This is a genomic window from Thermobacillus sp. ZCTH02-B1 (assembly GCF_002159085.1).
GTDB lineage: Bacteria > Bacillota > Bacilli > Paenibacillales > Paenibacillaceae > Thermobacillus.
This window is the reverse complement of the sequence record NZ_LZRU01000018.1, coordinates 49088-63860: the sequence shown is the minus strand read 5'-3', so window position 1 is coordinate 63860 and position 14773 is coordinate 49088. Positions and strand designations below refer to the sequence as shown.

18 protein-coding genes are annotated in these 14773 nt (G+C 65.3%); 11 read left to right on the top strand and 7 right to left on the bottom strand.

Annotated features, from left to right (window positions below):
• The first annotated feature begins 38 nt into the window (after positions 1-38).
• Positions 39-665 carry a 50S ribosomal protein L25 gene (locus A9Z00_RS08280; RefSeq protein WP_296975755.1) on the top strand — a complete coding sequence of 209 codons (627 nt, stop codon included), beginning with the start codon at positions 39-41 and terminating at the stop codon, positions 663-665.
• Positions 666-778: 113 nt separating this feature from the next.
• Here A9Z00_RS08280 and A9Z00_RS08275 read toward each other — a convergent pair whose 3' ends face one another.
• Positions 779-1018: a hypothetical protein gene (locus A9Z00_RS08275; protein ID WP_296975753.1), complete on the bottom strand. Its 240-nt coding sequence runs from the start codon at positions 1016-1018 to the stop codon at positions 779-781.
• 99 nt (positions 1019-1117) lie between these two features.
• Here A9Z00_RS08275 and pth point away from each other — a divergent pair, with 99 nt between their 5' ends.
• From pth to A9Z00_RS08250, 5 genes are all read left to right on the top strand, one after another.
• Positions 1118-1678: an aminoacyl-tRNA hydrolase gene (pth, locus tag A9Z00_RS08270; protein WP_296975751.1), complete on the top strand. Its 561-nt coding sequence runs from the start codon at positions 1118-1120 to the stop codon at positions 1676-1678.
• 66 nt (positions 1679-1744) lie between these two features.
• The gene (gene fin / locus A9Z00_RS08265) at positions 1745-1975 is read left to right on the top strand and encodes an anti-sigma-F factor Fin (protein ID WP_015256458.1); all 231 of its coding nucleotides are present in this window, start codon (positions 1745-1747) and stop codon (positions 1973-1975) included.
• 206 nt (positions 1976-2181) lie between these two features.
• Positions 2182-5664: a transcription-repair coupling factor gene (gene mfd / locus A9Z00_RS08260; protein WP_483316285.1), complete on the top strand. Its 3483-nt coding sequence runs from the start codon at positions 2182-2184 to the stop codon at positions 5662-5664.
• A 94-nt stretch (positions 5665-5758) separates the two neighbouring features.
• The gene (locus A9Z00_RS08255) at positions 5759-6793 is read left to right on the top strand and encodes a peptidylprolyl isomerase (protein ID WP_296975742.1); all 1035 of its coding nucleotides are present in this window, start codon (positions 5759-5761) and stop codon (positions 6791-6793) included.
• Positions 6794-6966: 173 nt separating this feature from the next.
• Entirely contained in the window at positions 6967-7437 is a 471-nt protein-coding gene (locus A9Z00_RS08250) for an Hsp20/alpha crystallin family protein (protein ID WP_296975740.1), read from the top strand.
• Positions 7438-7538: 101 nt separating this feature from the next.
• Here A9Z00_RS08250 and A9Z00_RS08245 read toward each other — a convergent pair whose 3' ends face one another.
• From A9Z00_RS08245 to A9Z00_RS08220, 6 genes are all read right to left on the bottom strand, one after another.
• Entirely contained in the window at positions 7539-7640 is a 102-nt protein-coding gene (locus A9Z00_RS08245; protein WP_296975739.1) for a sporulation protein YjcZ, read from the bottom strand.
• 116 nt (positions 7641-7756) lie between these two features.
• Positions 7757-8455 carry a nucleotidyltransferase domain-containing protein gene (locus A9Z00_RS08240; RefSeq protein ID WP_296975738.1) on the bottom strand — a complete coding sequence of 233 codons (699 nt, stop codon included), beginning with the start codon at positions 8453-8455 and terminating at the stop codon, positions 7757-7759.
• 29 nt (positions 8456-8484) lie between these two features.
• Positions 8485-8781 carry a hypothetical protein gene (locus tag A9Z00_RS08235; protein WP_296975736.1) on the bottom strand — a complete coding sequence of 99 codons (297 nt, stop codon included), beginning with the start codon at positions 8779-8781 and terminating at the stop codon, positions 8485-8487.
• The gene (gerPC, locus tag A9Z00_RS08230) at positions 8771-9103 is read right to left on the bottom strand and encodes a spore germination protein GerPC (RefSeq protein ID WP_296975734.1); all 333 of its coding nucleotides are present in this window, start codon (positions 9101-9103) and stop codon (positions 8771-8773) included. The genes A9Z00_RS08235 and gerPC overlap by 11 nt, the downstream gene beginning before the upstream one ends.
• Positions 9100-9309 (bottom strand): hypothetical protein, encoded by a 210-nt coding sequence (locus A9Z00_RS08225; RefSeq protein ID WP_296975732.1) that lies wholly within the window; start codon positions 9307-9309, stop codon positions 9100-9102. The genes gerPC and A9Z00_RS08225 overlap by 4 nt, the downstream gene beginning before the upstream one ends.
• A 24-nt stretch (positions 9310-9333) precedes the next feature.
• Positions 9334-9540: a spore germination protein gene (locus A9Z00_RS08220; protein WP_296975730.1), complete on the bottom strand. Its 207-nt coding sequence runs from the start codon at positions 9538-9540 to the stop codon at positions 9334-9336.
• A 291-nt stretch (positions 9541-9831) separates the two neighbouring features.
• On the opposite strand from A9Z00_RS08220, the gene urtA reads away from it, so the two are divergent.
• The 5 genes from urtA to urtE all read left to right on the top strand — a co-directional run bounded on the left by urtA (position 9832) and on the right by urtE (position 14740).
• Positions 9832-11151, top strand: coding sequence for an urea ABC transporter substrate-binding protein (urtA, locus tag A9Z00_RS08215; protein ID WP_296975728.1), 1320 nt, complete (start codon positions 9832-9834; stop codon positions 11149-11151).
• A gap of 76 nt (positions 11152-11227) precedes the next feature.
• Positions 11228-12136 carry an urea ABC transporter permease subunit UrtB gene (urtB, locus tag A9Z00_RS08210; RefSeq protein ID WP_296975727.1) on the top strand — a complete coding sequence of 303 codons (909 nt, stop codon included), beginning with the start codon at positions 11228-11230 and terminating at the stop codon, positions 12134-12136.
• A gap of 34 nt (positions 12137-12170) precedes the next feature.
• The gene (urtC, locus tag A9Z00_RS08205) at positions 12171-13319 is read left to right on the top strand and encodes an urea ABC transporter permease subunit UrtC (protein ID WP_296975725.1); all 1149 of its coding nucleotides are present in this window, start codon (positions 12171-12173) and stop codon (positions 13317-13319) included.
• Positions 13264-14067, top strand: coding sequence for an urea ABC transporter ATP-binding protein UrtD (gene urtD / locus A9Z00_RS08200; RefSeq protein WP_296975790.1), 804 nt, complete (start codon positions 13264-13266; stop codon positions 14065-14067). Before urtC ends, urtD begins: the two co-directional genes overlap by 56 nt.
• Entirely contained in the window at positions 14045-14740 is a 696-nt protein-coding gene (gene urtE / locus A9Z00_RS08195) for an urea ABC transporter ATP-binding subunit UrtE (RefSeq protein ID WP_296975723.1), read from the top strand. The genes urtD and urtE overlap by 23 nt, the downstream gene beginning before the upstream one ends.
• Positions 14741-14773: the final 33 nt, after the last annotated feature.

Sequence of the window (14773 nt, the reverse complement as noted above, 5' to 3'; positions counted from 1 at the left end):
AACACTACAGGGAAACCTTGGCACAAGGGGGTTTCCCGATGATTCCGTCCATCCGAGCGGAAGCGCGTTCGACCCGCACGAAGGGCGAACTGCGGCGGCTGCGCGACCGGGGCAAGGTGCCGGGCAGCCTGTACGGCGGCGGCAAGGCGGGATCGACGCCGATCGCCGTCGACGAGAGGGAATTGCTGGCGCTTCTCCGAAGCCACCCGAACGCGGTGCTCGATCTCGAAATGCCGGGCGAAACATCGAAGCCGGTCATCGTGGCCGACGTGCAGCGCGATTCGCTGACGAATCGCGTGTTGCACATCGATCTGCGCGAGATCGACCTGAACCGGCCCGTGCGCACGCACGCGCCCCTGGAGCCGGTCGGCGAAGCGGAGGCCGAGCGGGAGGGCGGCATCGTCCAGATGCTGCTGCATGAGCTGGAGATCGATTGCCTGCCCTCCGACATTCCGGACAGAATTCCGGTCGACGTATCCGATCTCCGGCCCGGGGACAGCCTGCATGTGCGCGATCTTCGCCTGCCGCCGCGCGTCACCGTCCGCACCGATCCGTCGGCCGTCGTCGTGACGGTGCTCGCGACGCGGGATACGGACGACGCCGAACCCGAAGGGGCGGAGGAGGCGGCGAAGGCCGGCGATGCGGACAAGGCGGCCGCCCGGTGACGGACGGGCTCGGCCGGGCGGACGGCGTGCGGGCGCCGGACGCCCCTTGCGGCCGGCCGCCTCCGTTGCGGCCGGCCGCCTGCCGGGGCGCGAGGCGCGCGTTCGATCCGCGTTCAGTAACCCGGGCGCGAGACGAAGGTGAAGCGCCTGCGGTCGTAGTCGACGTTGTTGACGCGGACGAAACGCCGGTTGAACCGTTCGATGAAACCGATATCCTGATGCACGCCGTCCAGATAGATCTGGATCGGCACGCCATGATCCATATGATCCTGGAAATGCCGGTCTTCGCACAGCCGCTGGCCGTTCTCGTACCAGCCGGACCGCGGGCTGTCGGACAACATTTCGTTGACCATGCGATCACCTCTACCTATAATGACAATTTGGACGAGCGAATCGTTGCAGGGCGGCGGAAACCGCCCTTATTTTCCGGCCGGGAAGGGGGCATGCTCGCGATGAGATGGATCGCCGGACTCGGCAATCCCGGGCCGGCCTACCGGTCAACCCGGCACAACGTCGGCTTCATGGTCATCGACGAGCTCGCGCGCCGGTGGAACCTCAACGTCACGCAGAACCGGTTCAAGGCGCTGATCGGCGAGGGCCATGTGCGGGGCGAGAAGGTGTATCTCATCAAGCCGATGACCTACATGAACCTGTCGGGGGAAGCGCTCCGGGCGTTCCTCGATTTCTACAAGGCGGACATCGCGGACCTGATCGTGATCTACGACGATCTCGACACGCCGCTCGGCCGGATCCGGCTTCGCTATCAGGGCAGCGCGGGCGGCCACAACGGCGTGAAGTCGATCATCCAGCATCTCGGCACGGAGCGGTTCAACCGGATTCGCATGGGGATCTCGCGTCCGGCTCCGGGGCGGGATATCGTCGATTACGTGCTCTCGCCGTTCGACAAGGAGGAGGAGGAACCGCTCCGGACCATGATCGAGGCCGCGTGCGATGCGGTCGAGTTCGCGCTCGAACATCCCTTTGAGAAGACGATGGCGAAATTCAACCGCTGACCGGCCGCAAGTTTCGCCGGAAAACCGGGCATACTGAAGGCATACCGGTTTTTCGGGAGGCATAAGATGGCTGTGAACTATGTCTGCCGGCATTGCCGGACGCCGCTCGGATCGCTCGATCGCGACGATCTGAGCGAGGCGGCGCTGGGTTTCCATTTCTTGACCCCCGAGGAGCGGGGCGATATAATAGCGTATGACGCGGCGGGCAACGTAACCGTCAGAGTAATCTGCGATTACTGCCGCGAGGCGCTGGAGGCAAATCCGGAGCTGCTGCTGATCGAGAGCCCGCTGCAATAGCGGGGAGCCAAACCCCGAATCCAACGTAACAGGCGGGCGGACCCCCACGGTCCTCCCTTGAGACAGCCTCGGCGAAGTGCGCCGGGGCTCTTTTCCTGTTGGACGTAACGGATGAGAAGGCGAACCCGGTACTTGAAGAAAGCAGGTGCCGCAAATTGGAAAGACTGGTTGAAGCTTTCGCCGCCGATCCCGATGTCCGCAAGGTCATGGAAGGCATCGCCGGCGGCATGCGCGAACAAATGATTTCCGGCCTGGCGGGCTCGTCCCGGCAGGTTATGCTTGCTGCGATCCGGCGCGGGCTGAACCGCCCGATGCTGATCGTCACGCACAACCTGTTCGCCGCGCAGAAGATTGCGGAAGATCTGCAGGAATGCCTGCCCGATGGCGAGGTGCTGCTTTACCCGGCGAACGAGCTCGTGGCCGCCGAAGCGGCCATCTCGAGTCCGGAGACGACGGCCCAGCGGCTCGACGTGCTCATCCGGCTGTCGCAGGGATACCGCGGCGTCGTCGTCGTGCCCTACAGCGGCGTGCGCCGTTTCCAGCCGGCCCGCGCGTACCTGGCGGAGGCGCGCATTCCGCTGGAGGTCGGCGCGGTGCTGCCGATGGAGGATTTCCTGCGCCGCATGGTCGAGCTCGGCTACGAGCGGACCGACCGCGTCGAGCGCAAGGGCGAAATGAGCGTCCGCGGCGGCATCGTCGACTTCTTCCCGCTCATCGGCGAGACGGCCATCCGCGTCGAGTGGTTCGACGACGAGATCGATTCGATCCGCACCTTCGATCCGGCCGACCAGCGGTCGATCGACAAGCTGCAGTCGTACGTCGTCACGCCGTGCCGGGAAATCGCCGCCGACGAGCAGCGGATGCAGAACGCGGCGCAGCATGCGTACGAACGGCTCGAAACGCAGCTCGGGAAGATGACCGACCGGCTGGCGAAGGGCAGGCTGGAGGAGACGATCGGCGAGGAGATCGACAAGCTCAGGCGGCACGTCTATTTTCCCGAAATTTACAAGTACATCTCCCTGCTGTTCCCGGAGCGGGAGACGCTGTACGACTACATGCCGCAGGATACGATCCTCGTGCTCGACGAGCCGGCGCGGCTGATCGAGACGTCGAAGCAGCTCGAGCGGGACGAAGCGGAATGGACGACGACGCTGCTCTCGAGCGGCAGGACGCTGCCGGGTCTCCCCACCGGCCTCGAGGCGGACGCCGCCTTGTTCCGCAAGCCGTTCCAGACGCTCTATCTGCAGCTTTTCCTGCGGCAGGTGCCGCACACGCAGCCGCAGAACATCGTCAACATCGTCTCCCGCGCGATGCAGCATTTCCACGGCCAGATGAACGTGCTGAAGGCGGAGACGGAGCGCTGGCGCAAGGCGGGCGCGAACATCATGATGCTGGCCGGCAGCGAAGAGCGAAAGGCGCGGATGGAGCGGGTGCTGCGCGACTACGGCATCGAGCCGCCGGCGCTCCTCACGGGGAACCTGCAGAGCGGGTTCGAACTGCCCTCCGTCCGGCTCGTCGTCATCACCGAGGGCGAGATGTTCTCGCAGAAACAGCGGAAGGCGGCGCGCCGGGCCGAGCGGAAGATCGAGAACGCCGAGCGGATCAGGAGCTACACCGAGCTGAAGGTCGGCGACTATGTCGTCCACCAGAACCACGGCATCGGCAAATACATCGGCATCGGCACGCTCGTGATCGACGGCGTCCACCGGGACTATCTTCACATTCTCTATGCCGGCGGCGACAAGCTGTCCGTGCCGATCGAACAGATCGACCTGATCCAGAAGTACGTCGGCGGCGAGGACCGGGAGCCGAAGCTGAGCAAGCTGGGCGGCAGCGAATGGAACCGCGTGAAGAACAAGGTCCGCGCGTCCGTCCGGGACATCGCGGAAGACCTGGTGCGGCTGTACGCCGAACGCCAGATGACGCCGGGCCACGCGTTCCAGAAGGATACGCCGTACCAGCAGGAGTTCGAGGCGCTGTTCCCGTACGAGGAGACGCCCGACCAGCTTCGCGCGATCGAAGAGGTCAAGCGCGACATGGAATCGCCGCGGCCGATGGACCGGCTGATCTGCGGCGACGTCGGCTACGGCAAGACCGAGGTGGCGATCCGTGCCGCGTTCAAGGCCGCCATCGAGGGCAAGCAGGTGGCCGTGCTCGTGCCGACGACGATCCTGGCCCAGCAGCACTACGAGACGTTCCGAGAGCGGTTCGCGGGCTATCCGTTCAACGTGCAGGTGCTGAGCCGCTTCCGTTCCCGCAAAGACCAGATGGAGACGATCAAGGGGCTCAAAGCCGGGACGGTCGACATCGTGATCGGGACGCACCGGCTGCTCTCGAAGGATGTCTCGTTCAAGGATCTCGGGCTCCTCATCGTCGACGAGGAGCAGCGGTTCGGCGTCACCCACAAGGAAAAGCTGAAAAAGCTGAAGACGAACGTCGACGTGCTCACGCTGACCGCGACGCCGATCCCCCGCACCCTGCACATGTCGATGCTCGGCGTCCGCGACCTGTCGCTGATCGAGACGCCGCCGGAGAACCGTTTTCCCGTGCAGACCTATGTCGTCGAATACAGCCCCTCGCTCGTGCGGGAGGCGATCGAGCGGGAACTCGCGCGGGGCGGTCAAGTGTACTATTTGTATAACCGCGTGCAGGGGATCTACCAGATGGCCGAGCAGATCCGGGCGCTCGTGCCGGACGCGCGCATCGCCGTCGGCCACGGCCAGATGTCCGAGCAGGAGCTGGAGAAGACGATCCTCGATTTCCTCGACGGCGAGTATGACGTGCTCGTGAGCACCAGCATCATCGAGACGGGCGTCGACATTCCGAACGTGAACACGCTCATCGTCCACGACGCCGACAAGCTGGGCCTGTCGCAGCTCTATCAGCTGCGCGGACGGGTCGGTCGCTCGAACCGGATCGCCTACGCCTATTTCACGTATCAGCGCGACAAGGTGCTGAACGAAGCGGCCGAGAAGCGGCTGCAGTCGATCCGGGAATTCACCGAGCTCGGCTCCGGGTTCAAGATCGCGATGCGGGATCTCGCGATCCGCGGCGCGGGCAACCTGCTCGGTCCGGAACAGCACGGCTTCATCGCGTCCGTCGGGTTCGACCTGTACACGCAGATGCTGTCGGAGGAGATCGCGAAGCGCAAGGCGGAGCTGCTCGGGCAGCCGGAGCCGGAAGCGAAGGAAGTGAACACGGCGATCGACCTCGCGATGGACGCGTACATTCCGTCGGAATACATCTACGACAGCATGCAGAAGATCGAGATATACCGGAAGGTGGCGGTCATCCGCGATCCGGAGGAGACCGCCGACCTGTACGACGAGCTGGTCGACCGGTTCGGCGATCCGCCGGAGGCGGTCGAGAACCTGCTTGCGGCCGCCCGGCTGAAGGCGTACGGCCGCCGGTGCGGCATCGAGCAGATCGCGCAACGCGGCGACGATTTCCTGCTCAAATTCGCCCCGTCCGCGGCGGAGCGGTTCGACGCAAAGATTGTCAACCGGCTGTGCCTCCGGTTCGAGAACCGGTTCTGCCGGCCGTCGGGGCAGCAGGAGACGCAGCCGACCATCCTGATGCGCGGCCTGGGGCTTTCAAACCGGGACAAATTGGCGCTGCTGGAGCAGTTTCTGGTACAATACGAGGAAGCGCTGAAACCGAAAGGAGAACTGCAGGATGTGGCTCCGTAGAAGGAACGCTGGATTCAGGAGACTTGGCGCGATTGCTCTGGCATGCGCGCTCGCCGGGACGCTGGCTGCCTGCGGAAGCGGGAACGACGGGGGCGTGCCCGGCGAAGGGCAGGGCGAACCGGTTGCGACCTACCAGGGGAAGACGGTCACGGACGTCGAGTTCGGCAAGTACATGTCGCTGTTCGAACTGATGTCGCCGATGGACGCGATGCTGGCCGATGCGATCCCCGAATACAAGGAACAGATCCTGAAGCGGTACATCCTTTACAAGGAATACGCGGCCAAAGCGAACGGCGACGACCGGAAAGAGGCCGCGGAGAACGCGGCGGAGTTTCGGAAGAATCTGGAGCAGATGCTCGGGGACGAAAGCCGGAAGGAAACCATTGAACCGATATTGGAAAAATCGAATCTGACGAGCAAGGAAGCCGAGCGCATGATGAAAATGCTCATCTCGGCGGAGCTGGCCATCGAGCGGAAATACGAGGAGATCCGGGACGCCGTGACGGAGGACGAGATCCGGGCGGAGTTCGAGAAGGCTCCGTCCGACTACAACATCGTCACCGTGCGCCACATTCTGGTCGCCACCGCCGATCCGGCGACGGGCGAGGAGCTCCGGACGGAGGAGGAAGCGCTCGCGCGCGCAAAGGAAGTGCGGGCGAAGCTGATCGCGGGCGGAAGCTGGGACGAGCTCGCGGCCGAATACTCCGACGATCCGGGGTCGAAGACGAACGGCGGACGGTATGCCGACGAGCGGGCGGGCCGATGGGTCGATGCGTTCAAGCAGGCGGCCAACACGCAGCCGGTCGGCGTGATCGGCGAGCCGGTGCTGACGGAATTCGGCTATCACGTCATCCTCGTCGAGAAGCGGGAAGAGATGACCTACGACAAGCTGCCGCAGGAGACGAAGGACGAGATCCTTGCGTCGATCGCCGGTCCGCGGGCGGAAGAGGCAATGCGGCAAGAACTCGAGGCGCTCGGCATCGAGATCAACCTGCCGCGGGAAGAGACGCCGTCCGACGGGGAGGACGGCGAAGCCGAAGGCGAATCCGGCGCGGATGACGGTGCCGGCGAGGCGGACGGCGCCGGCGGCGGAAGCGAAGGCGACGCGGCAGGCGAAGCGGCGGAATAGGGACCGGCTTGCGGCAGGCGGAAGCCGCCGGATCGGCCGGAACGGACGGGCGAGCGGGAAGATCGCCGGCGGGTGCCGGCGGTTTTCCCGCCTTTTCATGCACCGGAAGCGCCCAATGGTTATATGCTGTAGCAGACCCGGCGCGGAAGACACGGGGAAGGGGGCGCGGAACCGTGAAGGATCAGCTGACGTCGGAACAATGGGAGCAGTGGGATGCCTTCGAGAAAATGATGGTGCAGGCGTTCCCGTTTCTCCCGAAACATTTCCTCCGTGAAGGCATCGCCGATTCCAACTGGATCTCGGACACCGTGCAGAACGCGATCAACCGCTATATCGACCGGGAGATGAAGGCGAAGTTTCCGCATTCGGTCTTCGGCCGGAGGCTCGGGTACGACGTGTTCGAGACCCATCGCAGCGTGATCGTGCGCATCCGCCTGCCGTCCGACATTCACCCCCGCGAGCTGGACACGGCGATCAGCTGCCACAAGGTGCGGATCCGGCTGCCGTCCGGCGAAACGCAGGTCATCGCGCTGCCGCGGGCCGTCAATCCGAAGCGGGCCAGGGCGTTGTTCCGGAACGGCATCCTGGAGCTTCGGTTGCCCAGGACGGGCGAGCCGTACCATCCGGTGTACGTGGAGGGATGACGCGGGCGCGGCACAAGCGAAAGCGGCCGTCCGGGACGTGCGCCGTCCGGACGGCCGCTTTCGTTTCCTGCTCCGGCTTTCGGCGGAGACAGGGACGGAGCCTAGTAGAGGTAGGCACGGGAGACGATGACCAGCAGGATGAACAGCACGAGGATGACGCCGGTCGACGTGTACCAGAAGCCGCCTTTGCCCACGTAGCTCATCGCTTGACCTCCTTCTCCGTGGAATGCGTGATCTGCATTAACAACGTATGCGGTCTCCGGTCCGGCGTACTGTGCGGATATCCCGGTAACGGATGTTCCCGGGCATTCGTCCCCGTTCACTGCTCGTACCCGACGATCAGCTCGCCGCCGAACGGCTCGAGGACGGAGCGGCAGACCGCAAGGAGCGGGCCGGAATCGTCCCGGGCGCAGAGCGCTTCCAGCGCGGTGCCGAGCCGGGCGGCAAGATCGGGCGAGCATTCATGCAGGCGGCGGTACAGATGCTTGCCTTCGCCGAGCCACCGACGGTTCGTCCGGAGCGCGAACTCGGCGGCGAGCAGCGCGAGGCGGCTCGCGATGAACCGCCGCTCGTCCCGGCAGCGGGAGCGCGCAAGGTCGGCCATCGTCTCCGACAGCCGGTTCCGCGCTTCGTCGATGTCGGCCCGCGACCAGGGCATCGGGCCGCAGGCGAGATCGGCGCGGGCCTCCTCCACGATTTCGAGGCCCCGCCCGGCATGGCGGATCACCGTCCCTTCCGCGATCATGTGCTGCAGGGACGGAATGGCTTCCCCGAGGCCCGCGTCGAAGATGTCCCGATAGTCCGATTCGCCCAGGATGAAGCAGTCGACGACCCAGCCGCGGAAGCGGACGATTCGCCGGAACCGATCGCTTTCGCCCGGTTCGACGACGACGATGTCGAGATCGGAGTCCGGGCCGTGCGCTCCGCGGGCCGCGCTGCCTCCGAGCACGGCGAGCAGGCAGTCCGGGTGCTCGGCTTCGACGTATTGCGCCGCGGCCTCAACCGGAGACGGACGCATCGACGATCCCTCCCTGACGGTCCGTTCGGCTACCATTTCGTGAAAAACGGATGAAGCAGCCATTTCATGTCGTCCAGCTTGTTCTGGTACAGCACCTTGTTTTCCTTCCAGGGGGACCGGATCAGGCCGGCCCGCTTGAACGTCGTCTCCGATCCGCATTTCGAGCAGAAAGCGTCCTGGAACCCGCAGATGTGCCCGCACGGGTCGTTCAGCAGATCGCCCGGGTCGGTGCAGCGGTTCACGACCGGCGCGCCGCACTTCGTGCAATAGTTGCTTCCTTTCTCGAAAAAAGCCCCGCATCTCAAGCAGGCGTTCTCAACCGCCATCCGCTTGCTCCCCGCCTTCGTTCGTCAGGTTTTCCAGCTCGACGGCTTCGCCGCCGCCGACGATCTTTTCCAGCGATTTCGTATCGGTGAGCGCCGTAAGGCCGACGTGCAGCGTTCCCGACAGCTCGCTGACGACGAGCTCCTGCACCTTGTAATTGATCGCCTCAATGCGGATCGGCCGCACCCGCGCGACCTCCTCCCGAAGCGCCTTCAGTTCTTCCTCCGCCCTGCGGAGCCGCTCTTCCAGCTCGCGGAGCTGCTGTTCCAGCAGCCGCACGCAGGCGTCCAACGTTCGGATGTCGTCGTTCGCAGCCTCGCTCATCGCGCTCGATCGCTCCTTTGCGCCGGGTCAGGCGGACGGCTGCGGCCGTCCTCCCGTTCCGGGTCCGGCGGCGTCTCGCCGGGTTCCGCCGGGCCGGGCTGCACCGTGACCGCCGACCGGTTGTTGCACAGAATCGTCTTCCCCACGTTGAGGGAGCCGAGATTCGTGATGACGTTGATCCGGATGACGCCGATGTTGATGCGCATCTATCTTTCACATCCACCGGAAGGCTAGTTGATCTGATCCTGCAGATCCCGGTCGATCACGTTGTTGAGCTGACGGCTCAGCTCGAGGCTGCCGTCGCCGATCAGGATGCTGCTGCCGATGATCTTCTGGTTGACGGCCAACTCCCGTTGAAGCGTGTTGCCGAAATTGATCGAACCGTTCTGCGAAACGCTGGTGATTTTCAGGTTGAAAATATTGTTAACGGTGGGCATTTGTCACCCCTCCAGTCATTTCATCATATGGCCCGGAGACGCGAACGTTACCGCCCCCTTCGGGTCGTTGCGGGTCCGGCGTTCGCCGGGAACGCGCCCGGGAAACGGCCACACATAAATGTCATATAAATTAACATATAATAACCATGATGCTCCCTATTGTCCCGTTTGCCGGAAAATATGTTATATATATTGACATAAACCGGTGCCGCCTCTATAATGGAAACCACGAACGTTACAGAGATATCGGGAAACAACGTTCGGAAATGTGACATAACGGGGAGTGGGAGAATGGGAAAACGGAGGAAGATCTGGCTTTCGGCGATGATGCTGCTGCTGGCCGGCGCGCTGGCGCTGACGGGCTGCGGCGGTGGCGGCGGAAACACCGGATCGGGCGGCTCGTCCGGGTCCGGCGGTTCGTCGGGCGCAAATGCGGGGGGTTCTGCCGGCGGGGAATCCTCCGGCGAAGGCGCGGCTTCCGGGGACGAAGGGGACGAGATCAAGGTTGGCATCCTGCACTCGCTGAGCGGCACGATGGCGATCAGCGAAGTGTCCGTCAAGGATGCGGAGCTGCTCGCGATTGAAGAGATCAACGCGAAGGGCGGCGTACTTGGCAAGAAGCTCGTGCCGATCGTCGAGGACGGCGCGTCCGACTGGCCGACGTTCGCCGAGAAGGCGCGCAAGCTGCTCTCGGAAGACAAGGTCGCGGCGGTGTTCGGCGGCTGGACTTCGGCGAGCCGCAAGGCGATGCTGCCGGTGTTCGAGGAGCTGAACGGCCTGCTCTGGTATCCCGTGCAATATGAAGGCCTCGAGGCTTCGCCGAACATCTTCTATACCGGCGCGACGACGAACCAGCAGATCGTGCCGTCGGTCACGTGGCTGCTGGAGAACCGCGGCAAGAAGTTCTTCCTGCTCGGCTCCGACTACGTGTTCCCGCGCACGGCGAACAAGATCATCAAGGCGCAGCTCGCGGCGGAAGGCGGCGAGGTCGTCGGCGAAGAATATACGCCGCTCGGCCATACCGACTTCAGCACGATCATCAGCAAGATCCGGCAGGCGGATCCCGACGTCGTCTACAACACGCTGAACGGCGACAGCAACGTGGCGTTCTTCAAGCAATTGAAGGACGCCGGCATCACGGCGCAGGATCTGACGACGCTGTCCGTCTCGATCGCCGAGGAGGAGATCCGCGGCATCGGCGCCGACGTGCTGGCGGGCCATCTCGCGGCGTGGAACTACTTCCAGACGACCGACACGCCGGAAAACCGGGCGTTCGTCGAAGCCTACAAGGCGAAGTACGGCCGGGACCGCGTGACCGCCGACCCGATCGAAGCGGGCTACATCGCGGTGTACCTGTGGGCCGCGGCCGTCGAGAAGGCCGGCACGACCGACGTCGACGCGGTCCGCGAAGCGGCGAAGGGCATCGGGTTCGACGCGCCGGAAGGCAAGGTGACGATCGACGGCGACAACCAGCACATCTACAAGACGGTCCGCATCGGCGAAGTGCAGCCGGACGGCATGTTCAAGGAACTGTGGGCGACGGACGGCCCCGTGAAGCCCGACCCGTACCTGACCGGCTACGAATGGGCGGCCGGTCTGGCCGAAGAATGACCGCGGGCCGCAGCCCGGCGGGGGACGCCCGGCTTGACCGGGCGCTTCCGCTTCCCGGCGGAGGGAGGGGTTGGCCATGGAAGTGATGCTGCTTCAACTGTTCAACGGGATCAGCCTGAGCTCGATCCTGCTGCTCATCGCTTTGGGGCTTGCGATCACGTTCGGTCTGATGAACGTCATCAACATGGCGCACGGCGAGATGATCATGATCGGCGCGTATGCGGCGTTCGTCACGCAGAACCTGTTTCTCGCGGCGCTGCCCGAAGCGGTGTTCGACTGGTATTTCGTGCTGGCCATACCGGTGAGCTTTCTGGTCAGCTTCCTGTTCGGCCTCATCCTCGAGACGTCGCTGATCCGCTTCCTCTACGGCCGCCCGCTGGACAGCCTGCTTGCCACCTGGGGCGTCGGCCTCGCGCTGCAGCAGGCCGCCCGCTCGATCTTCGGCGCGCCGAACGTCGCGGTCACGAGTCCGGGCTGGCTGAACGGCGGCTGGACGGTCATGGAGGGCGTCGTGCTGCCTTACAAACGGCTGTTCATCATCGCGCTGGTCGCCTTTGTGCTGCTCCTCATGTACGGGTACATCTACCGCACGCCGGCGGGGCGGCGGATGCGGGCGGTCATGCAGAACCGCGACATGGCGGCCTGTCTCGGCATCTCGACGCGGCGCGTCGACGCGGTCACGTTCGCGATCGGTTCCGGCATCGCCGGCGTCGCCGGCTGCGCGCTCACGCTGATCGGCCCGATCGGTCCGTCGATCGGCACCTATTACATCGTCGACGCGTTCATGGTCGTCGTGCTCGGCGGCGTCGGCAAGCTGATCGGCTCCGTGCTCGGGGCGCTCGGCATCGGGATGGCGAACACGCTGTTCGAATTCTGGACGACCGCGTCGCTGGGCAAGGTGCTCGTCTTCCTGGCCGTCATCCTGTTCCTGCAGTGGAAACCGCGGGGGATCATCGCCGTGCGGACGCGCTCGCTCGACACATGACGGACCCAAAACCGCAAGCGGGAGGTGAAGCGTCATGTCCGTCTTCTCCCTGGCGCCCCGGCGCGTCTGGCTGCTCGCCGGGTATGCCGCGGCCGCGTCCGCGCTGCTCGGCGCGCCGCTCTATCTGAACGACTTCCGCCTGAATCTGCTGGCGAAGTTCCTCGCGCTCGCCATCGTGGCGCTCGGCCTCGATCTCCTCTGGGGATACACCGGCGTCCTGAGCCTCGGCCACGGCGTCTTCTTCGGCCTCGGCGCGTACGCGATGGCGATGCACCTGAAGCTCGTCGCTTCCGGCGGGAAGCTGCCGGACTTCATGAGCTGGAGCGGCCTGACGAAGCTGCCGTGGTTCTGGAAGCCGTTCGGATCGCCGGCCTTCGCGATGCTGGCCGGCCTGCTGCTTCCGATGCTGCTCGCCCTGCTGCTCGGCTGGTTCACGTTCCAGAGCCGGATCAAGGGCGTCTATTTCACGATCCTGACGCAGGCGCTCGTCATCATCACGACGACGCTGTTTGTCGGGCAGCAGGCCTACACGGGCGGAACGAACGGCATCACCGGCTACACCACGCTGTTCGGGCTGAGGCTTTCCGATCCGCGGGTGAAGGTGTGGCTGTACCTCGTGACGGCCGTTGCGCTGCTGGCGGCGTTCGCCCTTTGCCGGTATCTGGCGGGGAGCCGTTTCGGGCGCGTGCTGCGGGCGATCCGGGACGGGGAGAACCGGGCGCGGTTCATCGGCTACGACCCGTCCCGCTACCAGGTGACCGCGTTTTGCATCTCCGCCGGGCTGGCGGGGCTGGCGGGCATGCTGTTCGTGCTGCACGTCGGGATCATTTCCCCGTCGATGATGGGCATCGTGCCGTCCATCGAGATGGTGCTCTGGGTGGCGATCGGCGGCCGCGGCACGCTCGTCGGCGCGGTGCTCGGCGCGATCCTCATGAACGGGGCGAAGAGCCTGCTCAGCGAATCGTATCCCGAACTGTGGACGCTGCTGATCGGGCTGCTGTTCGTCGCGGTCGTCATCTTCATGCCGCGCGGGCTGGCGGGGCTCGTCGACCTGCCGGCGGCGCTGAGAAGAAGGAGGGAGAGAACCGATGCGGGCGGTGGAAGCGGAGGCGTTGGCGGATTTGGAAATGCGGCCGGCGCAGAAGCCGGAGGCGCGGAAGGCGTCCGGCATTCTCCGGTGTGAGGAGATTGTCGTCGATTTCGACGGGTTCAAGGCGCTGCAGGGGATGAATTTCACGCTCCGGCAGGGCGAGCTCCGGTTCCTGATCGGTCCGAACGGCGCGGGCAAGACGACGCTGCTGGACGTCATCTGCGGGAAGGTGAAGCCGGCGTCCGGCCGCGTCCTGTTCCGGGGGGAGATCGATCTCACGAAACGGCGGGAGCACCAGATCGCGCGGCTCGGGATCGGGCGGAAATTCCAGGCGCCGTCGATCTTCCCGTCGCTTACGGTGCGCGAGCATCTCGAGATCGCGATGCGCCAGGACCGGGGCGTGTTCGCGACGCTGCGGGCGAAGATGACCCCCGCCGACGAGGAGCGCATCGCGGAGCAGCTCCGGATGATCGGCCTGGAGGCGAAGGCCGGCCGGAAGGCCGGGAGCCTCTCCCACGGCGAGAAGCAGTGGCTGGAGATCGGCATGATGCTGATGCAGGAGCCGGAGGTGCTGCTGCTCGACGAGCCGGCGGCCGGCATGACGGACCGGGAGACGGAGAAGACGGGCCTCCTGCTGCGCGAGATCGCGCGCAGGCGGTCGGTCGTCGTCGTGGAGCACGACATGGAGTTCGTGCGGAACTTCGCGAGTTCGGTCACCGTCATGCACGAGGGGAGACTGCTCGCCGAGGGGTCCGTCGACGAAGTGCAGCGGGACGAGCGCGTGATGGAAGTCTACCTCGGACGAAGGCGGGATGCGGATGCTGGCCGTTCGACAGCTTGAGACGGGCTACGGCGGCACCGTCATCCTGCGCGGGGTGTCGCTGGACGTAGGGCCGGGGCAGGTCGTCTGCCTGCTCGGCCGCAACGGCGTCGGCAAGACGACGCTCATGAAGGGCATCATGGGCGTGCTGAAGGCGCGCAGGGGCAGCGTCACGTTCAAGGGCGAGGATCTGACCGGCCGTCCGCCGGGCGTCCGGGCCCGGCGCGGCATCGGCTACGTGCCGCAGGGACGGGAGATCTTCCCGCTGCTTACGGTGTACGACAATCTGGTGCTCGGGCTCGAGGCCGCGGGCGGGCGGCTGAGGACGGTTCCGGAGGAGGCGATCGCGCGCTTCCCGGCGCTGCCCACGCTGTACGGGCGGCGCGGCGGGGACCTGAGCGGCGGCCAGCAGCAGCAGCTCGCCTTCGCGCGGGCGCTCGCCTCGCGGCCGGAATTGCTGCTGCTCGACGAGCCGTGCGAGGGGATCCAGCCGTCGATCGTCGCGGAGATCCGCGAAGTCATCCGCGACATCAAGCGCGAGGGAAGGACGGCGATCCTGCTGGCGGAACAGGACCTCGAGTTCGTGCGCAGCGTCGGCGACTATTTCTACATGATGGACCGGGGCGCGATCGTCTGGCAGGGCGAAGCGTCGGAGCTGACCGACGACGTCGTGCACCGGCACCTGGCGGTGTGACCCGGCCGGCCGGAATCCGGAGCGCGGCGGGCC